Annotated in this window: 16 protein-coding genes; 6 read left to right on the top strand and 10 right to left on the bottom strand. The window is 54.7% G+C overall.

Features of this window, described 5'->3' with window-relative positions:
* Window positions 1-113: 113 nt before the first annotated feature.
* The 5 genes from ABD851_RS00655 to ABD851_RS00635 form a co-directional block, all read right to left on the bottom strand.
* Window positions 114-2,102 (bottom strand): S9 family peptidase, encoded by a 1,989-nt coding sequence (locus tag ABD851_RS00655; protein ID WP_344973704.1) that lies wholly within the window; start codon window positions 2,100-2,102, stop codon window positions 114-116.
* A 19-nt stretch (window positions 2,103-2,121) separates the two neighbouring features.
* Window positions 2,122-3,945 carry a translational GTPase TypA gene (typA, locus tag ABD851_RS00650; RefSeq protein ID WP_425549942.1) on the bottom strand — a complete coding sequence of 608 codons (1,824 nt, stop codon included), beginning with the start codon at window positions 3,943-3,945 and terminating at the stop codon, window positions 2,122-2,124.
* A gap of 101 nt (window positions 3,946-4,046) precedes the next feature.
* On the bottom strand, window positions 4,047-6,776 hold the full coding sequence (locus ABD851_RS00645) for an outer membrane beta-barrel protein (protein WP_344973702.1): 2,730 nt from the start codon (window positions 6,774-6,776) through the stop codon (window positions 4,047-4,049).
* A gap of 213 nt (window positions 6,777-6,989) precedes the next feature.
* Entirely contained in the window at window positions 6,990-7,610 is a 621-nt protein-coding gene (locus tag ABD851_RS00640; protein WP_344973699.1) for a DUF2480 family protein, read from the bottom strand.
* A gap of 80 nt (window positions 7,611-7,690) precedes the next feature.
* Window positions 7,691-9,820 carry a peptidylprolyl isomerase gene (locus ABD851_RS00635; RefSeq protein ID WP_344973696.1) on the bottom strand — a complete coding sequence of 710 codons (2,130 nt, stop codon included), beginning with the start codon at window positions 9,818-9,820 and terminating at the stop codon, window positions 7,691-7,693.
* A 499-nt stretch (window positions 9,821-10,319) separates the two neighbouring features.
* Here ABD851_RS00635 and nadA point away from each other — a divergent pair, with 499 nt between their 5' ends.
* From nadA to ABD851_RS00620, 3 genes are read left to right on the top strand one after another with little or no spacing between them, the layout of a single operon-like run.
* Window positions 10,320-11,327, top strand: a complete 1,008-nt coding sequence (gene nadA, locus ABD851_RS00630) for a quinolinate synthase NadA (RefSeq protein WP_344973693.1) — start codon at window positions 10,320-10,322, stop codon at window positions 11,325-11,327.
* A gap of 21 nt (window positions 11,328-11,348) precedes the next feature.
* Window positions 11,349-12,887 carry a S41 family peptidase gene (locus ABD851_RS00625; protein WP_344973690.1) on the top strand — a complete coding sequence of 513 codons (1,539 nt, stop codon included), beginning with the start codon at window positions 11,349-11,351 and terminating at the stop codon, window positions 12,885-12,887.
* A 53-nt stretch (window positions 12,888-12,940) separates the two neighbouring features.
* Window positions 12,941-13,966 (top strand): SPASM domain-containing protein, encoded by a 1,026-nt coding sequence (locus ABD851_RS00620; RefSeq protein WP_344973688.1) that lies wholly within the window; start codon window positions 12,941-12,943, stop codon window positions 13,964-13,966.
* A gap of 2 nt (window positions 13,967-13,968) precedes the next feature.
* Here the strand turns inward: ABD851_RS00620 and ABD851_RS00615 are convergent, their stop codons facing one another.
* The 3 genes from ABD851_RS00615 to ABD851_RS00605 are packed head-to-tail and all read right to left on the bottom strand — an operon-like array spanning window position 13,969 to window position 14,997.
* Complete coding sequence (locus tag ABD851_RS00615) at window positions 13,969-14,322, bottom strand: hypothetical protein (protein ID WP_344973686.1); 354 nt, start codon at window positions 14,320-14,322, stop codon at window positions 13,969-13,971.
* 18 nt (window positions 14,323-14,340) lie between these two features.
* Window positions 14,341-14,736, bottom strand: a complete 396-nt coding sequence (locus ABD851_RS00610; protein ID WP_344973683.1) for a phage holin family protein — start codon at window positions 14,734-14,736, stop codon at window positions 14,341-14,343.
* 9 nt (window positions 14,737-14,745) lie between these two features.
* A complete protein-coding gene (locus ABD851_RS00605) occupies window positions 14,746-14,997 on the bottom strand; it encodes a YtxH domain-containing protein (RefSeq protein WP_344973680.1) in 252 nt (83 codons plus the stop codon).
* Window positions 14,998-15,179: 182 nt separating this feature from the next.
* Here ABD851_RS00605 and ABD851_RS00600 point away from each other — a divergent pair, with 182 nt between their 5' ends.
* A complete protein-coding gene (locus ABD851_RS00600; protein ID WP_344973678.1) occupies window positions 15,180-16,232 on the top strand; it encodes an AI-2E family transporter in 1,053 nt (350 codons plus the stop codon).
* Between the two features lie 11 nt (window positions 16,233-16,243).
* Here ABD851_RS00600 and nadD read toward each other — a convergent pair whose 3' ends face one another.
* The gene (nadD, locus tag ABD851_RS00595; RefSeq protein ID WP_344973675.1) at window positions 16,244-16,813 is read right to left on the bottom strand and encodes a nicotinate (nicotinamide) nucleotide adenylyltransferase; all 570 of its coding nucleotides are present in this window, start codon (window positions 16,811-16,813) and stop codon (window positions 16,244-16,246) included.
* Between the two features lie 160 nt (window positions 16,814-16,973).
* Complete coding sequence (locus ABD851_RS00590; RefSeq protein ID WP_344973673.1) at window positions 16,974-17,216, bottom strand: FeoA family protein; 243 nt, start codon at window positions 17,214-17,216, stop codon at window positions 16,974-16,976.
* Window positions 17,217-17,301: 85 nt separating this feature from the next.
* Here ABD851_RS00590 and ybeY point away from each other — a divergent pair, with 85 nt between their 5' ends.
* Entirely contained in the window at window positions 17,302-17,739 is a 438-nt protein-coding gene (gene ybeY / locus ABD851_RS00585) for an rRNA maturation RNase YbeY (RefSeq protein WP_344973671.1), read from the top strand.
* Complete coding sequence (locus tag ABD851_RS00580; RefSeq protein WP_344973667.1) at window positions 17,739-18,515, top strand: CAP domain-containing protein; 777 nt, start codon at window positions 17,739-17,741, stop codon at window positions 18,513-18,515. The genes ybeY and ABD851_RS00580 overlap by 1 nt, the downstream gene beginning before the upstream one ends.
* The last annotated feature ends 12 nt before the right edge of the window (window positions 18,516-18,527 follow it).

Below are 18,527 nucleotides of genomic sequence, written 5' to 3'. Positions count from 1 at the left end.
CTGCGCTTTATCCTGCCTTATGCTCAATACCGGCCTCAGCAGTGCCGGCGAGCGGGTATTAACCCGTTCCCGTATCGTCCAGGCGCATCCGGAATATCTCCGGGCAGCAGATCCTAAAGCGTTTCCTCCAGCCATTTAAAAAATTCGTGCTGCCACACCAGGGCATTCTGCGCATGTAGCACCCAATGGTTTTCCTCGGGAAAATAAAGCAGCTTGCTTTTTATGCCCTGCAGCTGGGCGGCCTGGAAGGCCTGTAAGCCCTGCTCCACCGGCACCCGGAAGTCGATGCCGCCCTGTATGATGAGGATCGGCTTTTTCCATTTTGTAACATAATCGCTGGGGCTGTAGCGCTGGTAGCTCCGCCGGGCCGCCTTGTTGTCTTTCTCCCAGTAAGGGCCGCCGATATCATAATTGGCAAACCACATCTCTTCGGTCGTGCCGTACCAGCTTTTCAGGTCAAAGAGGCCGTCGTGGGCGATAAACGTCCTGAAGCGCTCCGGATGCAGCCCCGCCAGCAGGTAAGTGGAATATCCCCCGTAGCTGGCGCCTACACAGGCGATGCGGTCTTTATCCACATAGGGCTCCCGCGCCAAATCGTCCACCGCGGAAATATAATCCCGGATAGGCTGTCCGCCCCAGTCCTTGCTGATGGCTTCATTCCATTTCACCCCGTAGCCGGGCATGCCGCGGCGATTGGGGGCGATCACGATATAGCCCTGCGCCGCCATGAGCTGCAGGTTCCAGCGATAGGAGTAAAACTGGGTCAGCGCCACCTGCGGGCCGCCCTGGCAATAAAGCAGGGCAGGGTATTTCCGCGTGGCGTCAAAACCGGGAGGATAGATCACCCATACCAGCTCCTCCTTGCCGTCGCTGGTCTTTACCCTCCGCTTTTCGGTGCGGCTGGGCGGCAGCTTTTCGTATACCTCCCGGTTTACCGTGGTCAGCGGCCTCATCTGCTTATGCTTCAGGCTGAAGACATACAGCTCTGCGGCATGGTTGAAGTCTTCTCTTTTCAGCACCAGGGTATCGCCCTGCTGCCCCAGGATACCGTTGATGTCGAAATCCCCGCTGGCCACCGGGGTGATCCCGCCCTGCAGTCCCGTCCGCAAAAGCTGCATGGTACCGTCCACCGGCGCGGTGAAGAAAAGCGATTTCCCGTCCTCGCTCCAGCGGAAGCTGCTCACGGTGCCGTCCCAGGCAGCCGTAAGATTGCGCAGGGCCCGGCTTTTCATATCCATCACCACCAGGTCGTTCTTATCGGACTCATACCCGTCGGTTTTCATGCTCGTCCAGGCCAGCATACGACCGTCGGGGCTGAAGGCCGGCTGTCCGTCTCCGCCTTTTATCTTTTCACTGAGGTTCTCTGTGGTTCCGGTAACGGGGTTATAGCGGTAGATATCGGTATTGGTGCTCAGCGCGGCGGCTTTGCCCTTTTTCTTTTTGGCTACATACACCACCGCGCCGCCGTCCGGCGACCAGCGGTAATCCGCCACGCTCCACGGCTCTCCTTCCATGAGGTCGAGGGTGTCGCTGACCTTGCCGTCGGCATAGGCGGCATAAAAAAGATGGGACACGGTGCCGTCGCTCCAGGTATCCCAGTGGCGGTACATCAGATCGGTATAGATCTGCACACGTGATTTGGGGAGGTCGGGGTAGAAATCGGCCCCGCTGACCTTTTCGGCTTTCACCCTGCGGGTAAACAGGATATGCTTCCCGTCCGGCGACATCCGGATGCCGCTCATGAGCGCCTGCTCATGGGTCTGCTGGCGGGCGCCGCTGCCATCGGCATTCATTTCCCACCACTGCCCGTCCTGCTCGAAGCCGAGGCGGCCGCCGGGCAGCGCCTGTACGTTGGCGCCCCCGCCGGTAGTGAGCTGCCGGGGCAGGCCCCCGGAGAGGGCCATGCTGTAAAGATTCCGGGAGGAGGTGTTCTGCGTGGCGTCGTAGCGGGTTACCCCGTAAACGACCTGGCCTTCGGGCGTGAGGATTTCTGCATCCACCCGGCCCAGCTGCCAGAGCTGCTCCGGGGTCATTTTGTTTTGGGCGTACATGGTTCCGCAAAGAAACAACGTTGCGCAAAACGAAAAAAACCGTTTTTGCATTCTTCGGGTATTTAAGAGCCTACGCCCCTTCTACCTTCTGCATCTTCTGGTATTTTCTCCTGTCTTCCTCGTTCAGGTATATTTTGCGGAGGCGTATGTGCCGGGGGGTTACCTCTATGCATTCATCCTGCTGGATGTATTCCATGCATTCTTCGAGGGTCATCTGTATCTTGGGGACGATGCGCACCGAGTCGTCGCTGCCGCTGGCCCGCATGTTGGTCAGCTTTTTACCTTCCGTGGCGTTTACCACCAGATCGCCGGGTTTGATATGTTCGGCAATGATCTGACCGATATAAACCTCTTCTCCGGGATCCACAAAGAAGGCACCCCGGTCCTGCAGCTTGTCGATGGAATAGGCCGTGGTGGGCGACTGGTTCTTGGAGATCAGCACCCCGTTGATGCGGCCCGGGATAACGCCCTTCCAGGGCTTATACTCCCGGAAACGGTGGGCCATCACGGCCTCGCCGGCGGTATTGGTCAGCATCTGCGAGCGGAGCCCGATAAGACCCCGGGAGGGAATATCAAATTCGAGGTGGTGTATCTCGCCCTTGCTTTCCATCACCTGCATCTCTCCTTTGCGCTGGGTAACGAGGTCGATCACCTTTCCGCTGTAATCGCTGGGGACATCCACCACCAGGGTTTCGTAAGGCTCGCACTTCTTACCGTCGATCTGCTTTACCAGCACCTGCGGCTGTCCGATGGTCATTTCAAAACCTTCGCGGCGCATGGTCTCCACCAGCACCCCGAGGTGCAGGATGCCGCGGCCGTAGACGAGGAAGCTGTCTGCGCTGTCGGTCTCTTCCACCCGGAGGGCCAGGTTTTTCTCGGTTTCCTTCATCAGGCGGTCGCGCAGGTGGCGGGAGGTGACGAACTTGCCATCCTTGCCAAAGAAGGGTGAGTTGTTGATGCTGAACAGCATGCTCATGGTCGGCTCGTCCACGCTGATCACCGGCAGCCCTTCGGGGTTCTCCGCGTCGGCGATGGTATCGCCGATGTTGAAGTCTTCCAACCCGACCACCGCGCAGAGATCGCCGGCCAGCACTTCGGCTACCTTTTTCTTGCCCATGCCTTCAAAGACATACAGCTCCTTCACCCGCGATTTCCGGATGCTGCCATCACGCTGCACCAGGGCGATGGGCTGGTTTTCGCGGATGGTGCCGCGGGTCACCTTCCCTACGGCGATACGGCCGAGGAAGGAAGAATAGTCCAGCGAGGTGATCTGCATCTGCAGGGTTCCTTCCTCCACCTGGGGCTCGGGAACATATTTCAGGATGCCGTCCATGAGCGGCAGGATATTGTCTGTCGGGGTGAGGCTGTCATTGAACCAGCCGTTCTTTCCGCTGCCGTAAAAGGTAGGGAAGTTCAGCTGCTCCTCGGTGGCGTCCAGGTTAAAGAACAGCTCGAATACGGCATCGTGCACCTCTTCGGGACGGCAGTTGGGCTTGTCCACCTTGTTGATCACCACGATGGGGTGCAGGTTCAGCTGCAGCGCTTTCTGCAGCACGAAGCGGGTCTGGGGCATGGGGCCTTCAAAGGCGTCCACCAGCAGGATCACGCCATCGGCCATCTTGAGCACCCGCTCTACCTCTCCGCCGAAATCGGAGTGGCCCGGGGTATCGATCACATTTATTTTTACCCCTTCATAGGTAACGGCGGCGTTTTTACTAAAGATAGTGATCCCGCGCTCGCGTTCCAGGTCATTATTGTCCATGATCAGGTCGCCGGTGTCCTGGTTGTCCCGGAACACCTTGGTGGTGTGCAGGATGCGGTCCACCAGCGTAGTCTTACCGTGGTCTACGTGCGCGATAATGGCTATATTACGGATATTCATTGCTTTGTTCACCGTCGGGGTTTTTTTATGTTCCTGATTTTCCCGGCAGGCCGTTCTGCAGCCTTACGGGCGCGCAAAGGTACGAAATTCCCGGCAAGAACCGGGCAGCCTCCTTACCGGCCCCGGAAGCCGCCTCCGCCCTCATGGCGGAACCCATTGTTTCCCCGGAACCCTCCACCCCGGCCGCCCATGCCGCGGCGGCCGCCGAAACGGTTGAAGTTGTACGTAAAGGAGAGCATAAAATAGCGGGCCAGCCCCATGCTTTCCGAATCTTCAATATAAGTGGCGCCGAGGCGGCGGCGGATATCCCGCCGCTGATTGAGCAGGTCAAAGCCCTGCAGCCGGAAGGTGCCCTGCTTCTTTTTAAAGCACTGCTTGGCGATATAAGCGTTGAGGAGGGTGGTGGTGCGGTTGTATCCGGCGGCGAGACCGGAATTGGCGGAGTAACGGACATCGCTGCCGACGAGGAATCCGGCCGGCAGGCGGAGCTCAAAGTCGAAGGAAAGACCATAGTTAAAAAACGATTGGTTGCGGTCCGGCAGCAGCGAGTAGGTCGCTTTGTTATAATTAATACGCCCGTTTACGTTAAGGTCGAGCAGCTCGTCGATGTCATAGGTGAGCCGCAGCCGCTGACCCAGCGAAAGGTTCCGGCTGAGGTTTTTCTCCCGGTTCACAAAACCCACGTCGTGCGTATAGCGTATGGTGGTGGCCGGATCGATCTTGAGGCCGATCTTCTCCCACGGCAGTGAAAAAGAGACATCCCCGTTCAGGTTGTAGGTGCCGTTGACGTTCACCGGCTGGATATATTGCCGGCGCTGCTCGTCGTAATAGCTGGAGCTGACGATCTGGTTGGAGACGGTAGTAAAATTCAGCGAAGCCTGCAGGTTGCGATAGGTTTGCGGGCTGAAGCTGTTATAGCTGAGGCGGACATTATTGGTAAAGGCCGTTTTGAGGTCGGGATTCCCCAACCGGATACGAAGCGAGTTGCTGTTGTCCGGCACCGGCTGGAGCTCCGATATGCTCGGCGGACGGGTGTTCCCCCTGTATTCCAGCCGCAGCCGGCGGGTCCTGGAAAAGTTATAGTGGAAGTTGAACAGGGGATAAAGATTCAGCGTATGCTGGGTGAGGGTGCTGTCAGACATCAGCCAGTCGTTGGAGAGGCGGTTGTCCTGCAGGCTCAGGCCGACGGTATAGTCGTATTTTTCCTTGTTGGCGATAAAGTTGAGACTTCCGCGGTTACGGATGAAGCTGTTCCGGAAAGCATTGCTGTAGAGCGAGTCATAGTCGTCGTATCGCTTGGTGCCGGGGTTGAAGTTATAGGTCCGCCGATCGGAGTTGCTGTTGTTCCGGCTATAGGAATATTCCAGTTCCAGATAATGATCGGTATAGAGCGGCTCGGTGTAGGAGAGCCGGCCTTCCCAATGGTAGGAGTCGGCATGGTTGTCGTTCTGCTGGTCCAGCAATGCAGAAGAGTCGGCGCCGGTATGAAAACGGTCCTCCGATTTATTGTACCGCAGGCCGTCGTTGCCGTTATAGCCGCCGCTCAGCCCTATCGAGAAAGTACGGCCCTTCTTTTTCAGCTTTTTCCGGTACAGCAGGCTGCCGTCAAAATCGGGGGATGTGCTGTGCGCGCTGTTGTTCCTTATGCCTTCGTTGATCGGCACCTGTTTGTCGGAGCGGGAAGCATGGATGTTGGAAGCGCTGTTGTCGCTGGTCGTATAGCTGAGCGTAGGGCGGAAGATCAGGGCGCTGGTGCTGTCGATCGTATATTCGAAATTCATGTTGAACCGGTGGCTCAGGGCTTCGTTGGTGGAGGTGCTTTGCTGGTCCGAAAAAAAGGAGGAATCCGGAAGGATGTTCTGGCGGCTGCTTTTTTGTTCCGTACGGGTGCGGGTATGGCTGACAAAATAGCTGCCGTTGACCTCCAGCTTGGGGCCCCAGCTGTCGCGGTAGTTCAGGCCGCCCATCTGGCTGTTGGTGATGCCGCCGCCGCCGCTTCCTCCGTTGCCGCCGCCATCCCGGCGGCTGAATCCCTGCCGGTTGATGTTATTGGCGCCCCCGAGCAGGGATATGCGCTGGTCGTTGTCAAAACGGTTGACCATCCCGTTCAGCTGGTAGCGGTCCTCGCTGCCGTAGCCGGCCGTGGCCCTGCCGAAGGTGCCGCGGCGCCGGTCTTTTTTTATGATCAGGTTGATGGTCTTCCGGGTATTGCCGTCATGGATACCGGTGAAGGCGGCCTGGTCGGAGGTTTTATCAAAGACCTGCACCTGGTCGATCATGTCCACCGGCAGGTTTTGCGTGGTGATCTTGGGATCGTTCCCGAAGAACGGCTTGCCGTCCACCAGCACTTCAACCACCTGCTCGCCCTGTGCGGTGATGTTGCCGTCGTCGTCTACATCCATACCGGGCAGCTTTTTCAGCAGGTCTTCCACGACCGCATTTTCATGTGTCTTGAAGGCGCCGGCGCTGAACTGCATCGTATCGCCGTTCATGCTTACCGGCGGCTGCAGCTCTTCAATGGTCACCGGGTCCAGCAGCACGGCGCCGGCCACCAGCAACAGGCGGCCCAGGTCATGCTCGGGTTGCCGGCTGTCAAAGACAAGGGTGGTGTCGAAAGACCGGTATCCGAGGTGGGTGACCAGCAGCCGGTAAGGCCCCTCCGGGATATGCGTCAGGCGGAAGTCGCCTTTTTCGCCGGCCAGCGCGCTTTGCTCTACCGAGGAATCCTGCAGGGTTTCCAGCAGCACGGTGGCTGCGCTGAGCGGAACCCCGGTGGCGCTGTCCACCAGCGAGGCCGAAAGCGTGCCCCGGAGCTGCTGCCCAAAACAGCTCCGATCCGCCATGCAGAAAAGAATAATAATTACCGTAAAGGCTAAACGTAGAAATAGACGCACTGGATAAGGGTTGGTAAACACGCATTTTCCGGACGTAAAGGTCCCGCTTAAAGCCTTACCCAGCCGTTAACGACATTTATTTACTGTTAAATAGTGTGAAGGTGCGTTCCTTGTTTTTTGCCAAAGAGCGCTTACGACCAACAGGCGCTCCGCGGCAATGGCTCAATGGTGTTTCCGCTTATATACGGGTACGGTGCTGCAGGGTTCGCCGAACATGAGGCTGGCGGCAACGGGCAGCAGCAGGCGGGATATTTCCACAAAGACCTCTTCGGGAACGGCTTTATCGCCGCAGCCTTTTATCACTATTTTTTTATCCCGGTAGGTTTCGGGGTCAATGCAGGAGAGGTTCGAAAAGAATACCTGCTTCAGCAGGGCGGAGGGCGTTCCGGCGCCGACATAAGCAGCCACCGGCTGCAGATAGGTGGCCACCAGCATATAGGCCCACATGGGGATGATGGCATCGGCGGAGCAGGTGATGCCGACGATCTTATTCCGGTACGCTTCCCAGTCGATCTCCTTCAGGGCCTGCCGGAAATCTTTTTCCTTCAGGATCTGCTCCATGAAGAGGTAGGGCTTCAGATCAAAAACGCTGAGCTCCTCTTTGGGATAATAATCCCCGAGGTCCAGGGTGACCAGCCCGCTGGCCGCTACCTTATTGACGATATCATCCATGCTTGTACGGCTTTTCTCCACTTTAAACAAAATCCGTCCCGATTGGTTGAGCAGGACGCATCTGCCGAAGGGCGGAGCCCCTTCCGCAAAAAAGGCCGTCCCGTCTGCCATGCTTTCTGCCGGTTATGCGGCGCACGGTAAGACGGGACGGCCATCTGGAATAGCTTGTTTTGCCGAGGGGCGGAAACGGATCAGAAGTATTTCAGCCGCTCGTCTTTTATCTTTGCCTCCTTCCTGAGCATCTCCAGCAGCTGTCCGGAAATGGTCTGCTGCAACATGGCCTCCTGCTGCTGGTCCTGTGCCGTCGCAGCGGCCGGGGTTATATGCTGCAGGGAGTCTACCTTTAATACAAATACGCCGTTGTTCCCGGAGAGTGCAGGCGACACCTTACCGCCGGCCAGGTCCTTCCGGAAGGCTGCGCCCACGATACGGGGCTCGAATCCGGCATTTGGAATAAAGGGTGTGGCAAAGCTGATATTCTGCGCCTGCTGTACCTGTTGACCGGTGCTCTTCGATACGGCGTCCAGCGTGGAGGCGTTCCCGATCTTTCCGGCGATCTGCTTGCCCTTCTTTTCCTTCCGGACGGCGGCCGTCAGCTCCGCACGCACTTCTCCGAGGTTGGCCAACCCTTCTTCCTGTATGCCGGTCAGCACGGCAATCACATAGTGCTCGCCGAGCGAAAAAACCGAAGAGCGGTCGCCCAGCTCCGTCTTTTCATTAAAGGCCCACTGGATCAGCTCGCGGGCCTGCCCGATGCCGGGGATCACATAATCGGTGGTGTGAATGTTATCCGCCGCCTTCTTGTTAAGCCCTTCTTCGCGTACGGCTTTGTCAAACTGCGCCCGCGTGGCATACTTTCCGGCAAATTCGCTGGCCTGTCCGTATACCACGTTCTCGGTACCCTCGCTGGGGTCCAGCCGCTTGGCCAGAAAAGCTACCTTATAGGCCGGCTCTTCCGTTCCGCGGCTCAGCACCTGGATCAGGAAATACCCGTACTGCTGGGACTTGACCACGCCCAGCTCCCCGGGTTTATGTTCAAAGGCAAAATCCTTGAACTCGGGAATAAAATTGGTCATGGGCGTCAGGTCGTACTCCCCGCCATTCTGCTTGCTGCCGGGGTCGTCGGAATATTCCAGGACCAGCTGGCCGAAATCGGCGCCGCCTTTCACCGCCTGCTCGATGCTGTCTATCCGCTGCCGGGCAATGGAATCGGGCGTTTGCTGGGTGCTGATCAGGATATGCCGCACCTTCACCGAGTCGGGCATCATTTTTTTATCGACCATCCGCACATAGCTCACCATGCCGTTGTCGTGGAACGGACCGTAGATCCCGCCTACGGGCAATGTGGTGATGGAATCCTTTTCGGGTATCTGCATCATGCTTTCGGGGACATACCCGTCGTAAAACTTCATCTCCGAGCTGCGCGCAATAAAGGCGCCCATATTTTCAGCGCTTACCGTATCGAACTCCGGTTTTACCGCCGCGAGCTGCGTCATCACGGCAGCCGTATCGGCAGCCGTAGGTACGGCGTCAAAGGATACATATTCTATGCGCCGTGAGGCTTCGCGGTGGTACAAAGCCTGGTGTGCGTTCAGATAGCTCTGCAGCTCTGCATCGGTGACCTTTACCGCGCTGTCGCTAATGGTCGTATAGGGTACATTTACATAGGAGATAGACGCCTGGGCGCTTTGCTCCTCCTGCTGCTCTTTTTCCAGCCATTTGGGCACATATACCGCCTGGCGAACCAGGGTGAATAGTTTTCGCTGCAGGCTCGCGTTCCGGAGATAGTCTTCCAGCTGCATCCACTGGGCGCGCTGCTGGGCCACCTGCTCGTTGGCTGCCCCGCCAGCGGAAAGCTGACGCAGAAACTCGATCACCATATTCGGGTCGAACTGCCCGGTCTGCTGATTATGAAAGGCGGGGATGGCCTGGATCTGAGGATCCGCATTGGACGTAACCGTAATATCCCGCATTTCGGCGTCGGTAAAGCCGATGCCCAGCTGCTCGTATTCCTTGCCAAAGAGCACATCGGTGAGAAATTTTTGCCACACCTGATCCCGCAGCCGCTGCCGGGTAGCGTCGTCGATGGAGGTACCCTCAGGCATATTGTTACGGTACATATTCTCCGTCACCTGAAGCTGCTGGACAAAATCCCGGTAATCCAGGCTCTGCCCGTCCACTTCCCCCACATCCGTACTGCGGTGAAAAAGGGATTTCGGACCCACAAAAGCATCCATCAGCAAAAACGCCAGCAGGGCAATGACGACTACCACGATCATCACCGTTGCGTACTTATCCCTTATCTTCTGAATGACTGACATACCTATATATTATACTGCTTTTTTTAAAGGATAGCAAAAATAGAATAAATTCATCACTATCCGGAAAAATATACACAATGTCAAAAATCGTAATATTAAAACCCGCGTCCCTGCTGCATTACGCCCCGGCTTTTTTCCACGGGAAGTGTGGATTTCTTTCAACAATCCTGTGGGCAGCCGGGTGGATAGCGGTGCAGAAGTGTGAAACCCGGTTTCTACTCCGGCAGGCCCGTTAAAAAGCGGGACGTTTTCCACTAAAAACCATGCTTCGTACACCGGTGTGCACTTTTTTAGTTTTTAACAGCTCCTTTTATCTACAGGGGTGCAAAAATCCGGATAAAAGCAAACCGGCGGACTTTCCGGACGTTAATAGCATGTGAATAAGTGTGGATGAACCAATAAAGATTAATTTTGCAAGTGTAAAACCGGATTACTTTCCACAAATTCACCGGGGTAATAGTAATGGGGTTTATATTAATTAATTATTAAAAAAGCTATTATGGATACAAGGGTGGCCGTTGCGAAAAAGGCACTCGAAAAAAACGGATATTTGGACCTGGAAGTGGATCCGCTGATGGACCTGTTTGCGGAGATCGAGCGGCTGAAACGGGAAAAGAACGCCATTGTGCTGGCGCATTATTACCAGGATGCGGATATACAGGATGTGGCGGATTATCTGGGAGACAGCCTGGGCCTTTCCCAGCAGGCGGCGGGGACGGATGCGGATATCATAGTGTTTGCGGGCGTTCACTTTATGGCGGAAACGGCGAAGATACTCTGTCCGGAGAAGAAAGTGCTGTTGCCGGACCTGCGGGCCGGATGTTCGCTGGCGGACAGCGCTCCGGCCGATGCCTTTAAAAAATTTAAAGCGCAATATCCGGATCATATCGTAATATCGTATATCAATTGTACGGCGGAGATCAAGGCGCTGAGCGATATTATCTGCACTTCCTCGAATGCGGAGAAGATCATTGAAAGTCTCCCTCCGGAGCAAAAGATCATCTTTGCGCCGGACAAGAACCTGGGGGCCTATCTCCGGAAGAAGACGGGCCGGGATATGGTGCTGTGGAACGGCTCCTGTATGGTGCACGAGATCTTTTCGCTGGAGAAGCTCACCCGGCTGAAGGTAAGGCATCCGGAAGCCAAGGTGATCGCCCATCCGGAGTGCGAGGAAGCGGTGCTGCGGGTTGCGGATTATGTGGGTTCCACCACGGGCCTGCTGAAATTTGCCATGAAAGACGATGCGCCGGCTTATATCGTGGTGACGGAAACCGGCATCCTGCACCAGATGCAAAAAAACTGTCCGGAGAAAACCTTTATCCCGGCGCCGCCGGACAACAGCTGCGCCTGCAACGATTGTCCGCACATGAAGCTGAACACACTCGAAAAGCTATACCTGTGTATGGAATACGAAACACCGGAGATCATCATGGATGAGCAGCTGAGGCTGGCGGCAAAGCGGCCGATCGACCGGATGCTGGAAATTTCAGCGCGGTACGGACTGTGATTAAAAACAAAACATTTTCCCATGAAGCGCCTGCTTTACCTTTCGCTCGTCCTGCTGACTGCGTGGACCGCCTGTAAGAAAGATGATCATGTAAAACCGGACCCGGTAGACCGGGGCAACGGCGAACTGACCGCCCAGGATGAGGATTCCCTCAAATTTTATGTCTGGTGGGATATGCTCTCGGATTCTGAGAATGTTCCTTTTTATTACTGGAACGACCAGGTGCCCGCTGTGGATCCTAAGGACAGCCGCTACGACTCCGCGGAAGACCTGCTGGATGATATCGCAAGCTATCCCGAGGTAAACGGTGAAAAAGTGGACCGCTACAGCTTCCTGGACCGGGTAGGCAGTGTGAGCGATGAGCTCGACGGTGGACAGGGCGGCGATATGGGCTTTATGGTGGCCGGCGCCCAGACGCCGGACAACCAGACCGTGCTGGTGGTGCTGTATGTATATGCCGGCTCTCCGGCCGGTAAAGCGGGTGTGCAGCGGGGCTGGGAGGTTACCGCCATCAACGGTGCAGATATTGATCTTTCGAGCGACGCCGGCTATGATGCGGTCAACAGCGCTCTTTTCTCCGACGCTTCCGCTACTTTCACCTTTGTGCCTTCGTCCGGAACATCGAAGAATGTCAAGCTGTCCCGCGCCAGCTATCATATCAATCCCGTGCTGGAAGACACCGTGTATACCGTAGCCGGTAAAAAGGTGGGTTATTTTGTGTATAACTCGTTTATCAATGTGCTGGGCAGCGAAGGGAATGCTGCTGTAGCCAAAGAAGAGATCAGCAATGCCTTTGCGAAGTTCAAGTCTGACGGGGTGCGGGATCTTATCGTAGACCTGCGATACAACGGCGGCGGAGCCGTTCCTTCGGCCGAATACCTGGACAACCTGATCGCGCCTTCGGCGGTGAACGGCGAGAATATGTACAGCTATAAATACAACAAGGAGCTGACCGCGGCTTTCAACAGTGATGCTGAATACAAAAAAGAATATATTGACCCGGTAAAATTCAGTCTTGCCTCCGGCAACCTGAACCTGGATCGCGTATTTTTTATTGTGAGCAGCAATACCGCCTCGGCCAGCGAGCTGACGATCAACAACCTGAAACCCTATATGGATGTGTATCTGGTAGGAGACCAGACCTTTGGCAAGCCGGTCGGATTTTTTACCACGCCCATCTGGTTCGTCAAGGAAGGGGATACCGAGCCTTCGGAAGTGGCCGATCTGTACGATATTAATTTCGAAACGGTCAATGCGCAGGAAAAAGGCGGTTATTATTCGGGGATGACACCGGATAATAAACTGGTGGATTACGTGGGATATAACTGGGGCGATACGGAAGATCCGCGGCTGGAGTCCATCTTCAGCTTTATTTCCGGCAAGGGCTTTATCGACCAGGATACTTTCGACAGCGGGGCCAGGAAGCAGGCCTTCGGTCGTCAGGCCGCCCGTCCGGCTATGTTGCGGAGGAGTCCGGGATCACGGATGCTGGGAAAACCCGGATTTAACGGGATGGTGGATTACCGTTTCCGGGACAAGAAGCCGTCTTTTCGCCGTTAAGCCTCCAGACCGGCAAGATTAATTGACCTATCTTTGTAAAAGGAGGGTAAGACATGCCGGATTTTGATCTGCAGGACAGCCTGAATTTTCTTTCGAAGCTCACCCCGCGCCGTGCCTGGAATGCAGCCAGGGTGCTGAGCAGCTATTATATCAGCAAATGGACGGGTAAAGCCGTGCAATGGGGGTATCCGGTATCGGTATCCTTTGAGCCGACCACATCCTGTAACCTGCGCTGCCCGGAATGTCCCAGCGGTCTCAGGGCGTTTACCCGACCCCGCGGAATGCTCAACGAGCCGTTCTTTCGCAAGACGATGGATGAGATGGCTCCCGAGCTTCTTTACCTGATCTTTTATTTCCAGGGAGAACCTTACCTCAACCCGGATTTCCTGGATATGGTAAAATATGCTTCGCAGAAGGGGATTTATACGGCGACATCCACCAATGCGCATTATCTCACCGATGAAAATGCCCGGAAGACGGTGGAAAGCGGGCTGGACCGGCTGATCATTTCTGTGGACGGCACCACCCAGGATACTTATGAACAGTACCGGGTGGGCGGCCAGCTTGAGAAGGTGCTGGCGGGCGCGCGGAATATTGTGAAATGGAAAAAAGCCCTGAAGTCGTCCCGGCCTTTTGTCTTCTTCCAGTTTCTCGTCGTGCGGCATAACGAGCATCAGATCGCCGATATCAAACGCATGGCCCGGGAGATCGGCGTGGACCAGGTGCGTTTTAAAACCGCCCAGGTCTACGATTATGAAAAAGGGAATCCGCTTATCCCCACCCTGGAGAAATACTCCCGCTACCGGGCCAATCCGGACGGTACCTTTGCTATAAAAAATACGCTTTCCAACCATTGCTGGCGGCTGTGGCATGATCCTGTCATCACCTGGGACGGTTTGGTGGTACCCTGCTGCTTCGACAAAGATGCACAGCACCGTATGGGAGATCTGAAGACAAGCACATTCCGGGATATTTGGAGAAATGAAACGTACAGGCGTTTCCGTAAGGATATACTGCACAGCCGGAAAAACATAGATATCTGTGCCAATTGCAGCGAGGGAACGAAGATATGGGGATAGAATTATTTCCGGGCGTTTCTCTTTTTCCGGATCATGCGGCGGACGAGGTTGAGGCCGGTTTTTACAGCGGCCACTTCAAGCAGGGACACCACGCCTGTTTTTAAAAGCCTGCTGCGCCGGCGTTGCAGGCCTCCGATGATTTTTCCTGCTTTGAGCGCCCATTTAAAAGCCGTTTCTCCTTTTCCGGCGGAGGGAAATATGCTGTGAATGGCCAGGGAGCGGTAGTTGTCTTTCAGATAATCGACACGCTGTTCCATTTCGCGTTCCATCCCACGGCAAAGATTGCGCACCCGTCGTTTTTCGAGCTCGAGGGTATGCATGTCCATGATCCGGTAACTGTCTTTCTTGATCCCCATCGGAACAGATTGTAGTCTTTATATGCCAAGATGTCCTTCGCCGTCGTCATCCTCATCGTCGTCCTCTACTTCCTCCGCAAGCTCCCGTATCAATATTTTAGCCAGGGGACGTTGTATCAGGGGTTTCCGGAAGAACAGCACGATCAGCAGCAGCACAATGAATACGGCAGCGGTGATGGTGAAGCCGAGCGTTACGCTTTCCACCATTCCGGAAATCCAGTAAGCCAGCACAAAACCGAGGAACAGCACCACAAAAAAGGAAAGCAGCAACATAAGGGTGATGGAGAAAAATAACCCCATCGCCCTTGATATCTTGCCTGCCAGGCTGAGCTTGGTCAACCGCCAGCGCGCTTCGACATAACGCTGAAGCAGCTGCCTCGTGGCTGCGAAATAATCTTTAAAATTATCTTCCATGCCGCCGGCTTATCCTGCAATCGCATCTTCGATCGCATCATTAACGTGCGCTTTTTTCCGCTTTGCCTTGTCGTTCCAGTCTTTTGCTTTTTCTTTTGCCTTTTCCTTCCATTCGTCGGCCTTCTCTTTCCATTCGTCGGCATAATCCTTCAGGCTTTCTATCCATTCTTCCTTTTTATCGGAGTTCAGGAGATATCCTGCGGCTACGCCTACGGCAGCTCCGGCTATAAAACCAGCGAAAACTTTAAATGCATTGCTCATGTCCGGTATTTTTTTAGCGTTAAAACGTTTATTTACAGTCATTACCCGGTGCAAATACCATTCCAGATGCTGACTTACCCTTATCCTCAACAACATACCTGCCGGAAGGTTCGGCAAAGCAGAAACAAGTCAGCAATCACTTGGCGAATTTATTTAATTTTGGAATATATCAACCCCATTTTATGAGCTATCTCAACACTGACCGGCTGAAGCAAACAGGATTTATCCTGCTGATCCTATCTGTGGGCGCGGTTTTATTCTGGAAGTTCTTTGATTTTCTGCCGGGGTTCCTCGGTGCGCTTACCCTGTATGTGGTGATGCGGCCGGCCCTTATCTTCCTGGTAAAGCGGAGGAAATGGCGGAAAACGCCTACGGCGGTGTTGCTGATGATCGTTTCCTTTATTGTTTTTCTGGTGCCCATAGGATTGTTTGTCAACATGACCTACGGAAAGATCGGTCTGGTGATGAAAAATTCCGGGAATATCCTGGAGTCGGTGCAGCAGATGGCCGAGAAGATCAGGCTGAGCACCAGTCTGGACGTGCTTTCGGATGTCAACATCCAGAAGGCCCAGGATGCGCTGGCCAATTTTTTACCGCGCTTTCTGGGTTCTACTTTTAATGTGCTGACTACCATTGCCGTCATGTATTTTTTCCTGTATTTTATGCTTACCCAGTTTGAGGAGATGGAAAATTCGCTGTATGAGTATACCCCGCTCAAGGAAAAAAATGTGCTGAAGCTGGGGCGGGAAGTCAACAGTATGGTATTTTCCAATGCAGTGGGGATCCCCTTGCTCGGCATTGTACAGGCCGGGTGCGGCATCCTGGGATATTGGATATTCGGTATAAAGGACCTCTGGTTCTGGGGGGTTATTACCGGATTCATGTCTATCCTGCCGGTGGTCGGTACCGGTATCGTGTGGCTGCCCCTGAGCATTTTCCTGATCGCCGACGGAAAGACCTGGCAGGGCATAGGGCTGGCCCTTTACGGGGTGCTCATCATCGGGAATATGGATAATGTGTTTCGTTTTATGTGGCAGAAAAAAATGGCCGATGTGCATCCCCTCATCACCGTTTTCGGGGTATTGATCGGCATTAACCTGTTCGGGTTCATCGGGATCATTTTCGGACCCCTGCTGATCTCGCTTTTTATTCTGCTGCTGAAGATATACGGGGATGAGTTTACGATCCGAAAGAGGAGCGTACAGATTGTAACGGATAAGCCTGAAACGGAATAAGGATACGGGTCTTAGCGGTAGTAATGGTTAGTTTTAATATATTCGTAAACGTTATCCGGCACCATATATCTGACCGATTTTTCTTCCCGGATCATCCGGCGGATGGCGCTGGCGGAGAGATCCAGCAGCGGGGCCGATAACACGGTTACCGAATCCCCCAGATGAGAAGGCGACGGATGGCCCGGACGGGTATATACATACAGGGCATAATCCCTGAGGATCAGCTCATGATTCTTCCAGCGGGGCAGGTTTTCCAGGCTGTCGCTGCCAAGGATGACCACAAACTCGTAGTCGGGATATTTTTCCCGGAGATAGGTAAGCGTATCGATGGTATAAGACGGGCGGGGCAGGGAGAATTCCACATTGCTGGCACGCAGGCGGGGCTCGTTTTCTATGGCGAGGGATACGAGGTGAAGCCGGTCGTATTCATTGAGCAGGGAGGCCGACGGCTTGAGCGGATTTTGGGGGCTGATCACGAACCAGACGCTGTCTACATCGGTGTTGTATGCCACAAAGTTGGCGATGATGAGGTGTCCGGTATGTACCGGGTTAAAAGAGCCGAAGTAAAGACCAACCTTCATCCGTTATATTCGTTTTTTCTCGGTTCATAATGACCTTTAGAAAGGTCTCGATGAATGCTGTGATTTCAGCGGTCGGACCGCCGTCCATGGCTGTGCGGCGGGCAGGTGGAACCTCGCGTACCCACATCTCCATATGTGATCAGTATTATCGTGCCCGGTTTCATACGGATACGGCTGTCGTCAGCTCTTCCACCCATATATGATCCGCTTCTTTTTTCCGGAGGCTCAGGTGGTAGCCGGCGATGGCGATGGCGATAGGGTCGCCGAGCGGCGCTTTTTTCTCCACCAGCACCGTTTCACCCGGAACGCAGCCCATTTCCATCAGCTTGATATGGATATCGTCCTTTTCAAATTCCCGGATCACGGCTTTTTTCCCGGCGGGCAAGGCGGATAATCTGACCATGTTTATGTATTGTAAGCGCGAGTGATAGGCAAAGATACGCGCTACCGGGCAACCGGCAAGGATTATTGCGGCTTATCGTATCTTTATGCCAAAACCGTCAATGGCCGTTCGTTTTTTTCAGGAAGATGTTTCCCTGCCGCTGCGCGACCGCAGGCGGCTGAAAGCCTTCCTGGAGCAGCTGGGCCGGCAGGAAGGGCGGCCGGTGGCGCGGCTGCATTATATTTTTTGTACGGACGAGTACCTGCTGGAGATCAACCGCCAGTTTCTGCATCACGATACCTATACCGACATCATTACTTTCGATCTTTCCGAAGCTCCGGGCGCGCTGCAGGGCGAAATCTATATCAGCTTACCGCGGGTCCGGGAAAATGCAGAAAAATTTGGTGCGGGTTTTGACCAGGAACTGCACCGGGTAATTTTTCACGGATTACTGCACCTCTGCGGGTATAAGGACAAAACGAAAGACGACCGGCAGCAGATGCGAAAAAAAGAAGAAGAATACCTGACCTTATACTTTAAATGATGCGAAATATTCAACCTTTATTTTGTGCCCTGCGGAAGATGCTGATGCTGCTGACCCTGGGTTGTTTTTGTTTGTACGGCCGCTCTTCGGCCGCGCCGGTCCTTCCGGCCGGAGGCAATGTGCCGGCTGCGCCTGTAGTGTTTCGCAGCTCCGGGGCGGATGGAAGTATCCGGAGCGATGATCATCCGGGAAATCATTGGAATTTCTGGGGGCTGCACCGGGGCGGCCCGCTTCACGAAGCGGTTTTTCTTCCTGTCGCGGATGCCCAGGACCCGCTCTCCGCTCAGATACTGGATTATATCAACGAGATGCGAAAAGCCCCTTCGGCATTTTATAAGAAATACCTCAAATCCTACATCAAGGAGCATGGAGATCGCTTCACGGCTTTTTATACCCAATCGCTGAGGCGGGATATGCAGAATGCCGGGAATCTCTCCCCTTTTACCACCGAGAAGGCGTTGACCGGTACAGCCGGATACCAGGCACGGTACCTGAAAAAGTTCCGGGGCAAAAGGCTGGACCATGATGCGCCGGGATTAAGCTTTGAGCAGCGGTTGCGGAACGCGGGTATCGGCTGCGGAGGAGAAAATCTGTATACGGGTCAGAACCGCACGGCCCTTCAGGTGGTGATGGACCTGCTGATCGATCAGGGAGTACGCAGCGTGGGACACCGGAAGAATCTTCTTAACCCTCAGTACACCCGTATCGGCATTGCTGTAGGACGTTTTTCGGGCAATGGCGCCGTGGTGGTCATGGATTTTGGCTGCAAACCCTGATGTTCCACGTGG

The sequence above is a fragment of the Compostibacter hankyongensis genome, from assembly GCF_039541075.1.
Classification (GTDB): Bacteria; Bacteroidota; Bacteroidia; order Chitinophagales; family Chitinophagaceae; genus Compostibacter; species Compostibacter hankyongensis.
The sequence above is the reverse complement of the archived record's forward strand: the minus strand, read 5'-3'. Positions and strand labels throughout refer to the sequence as shown.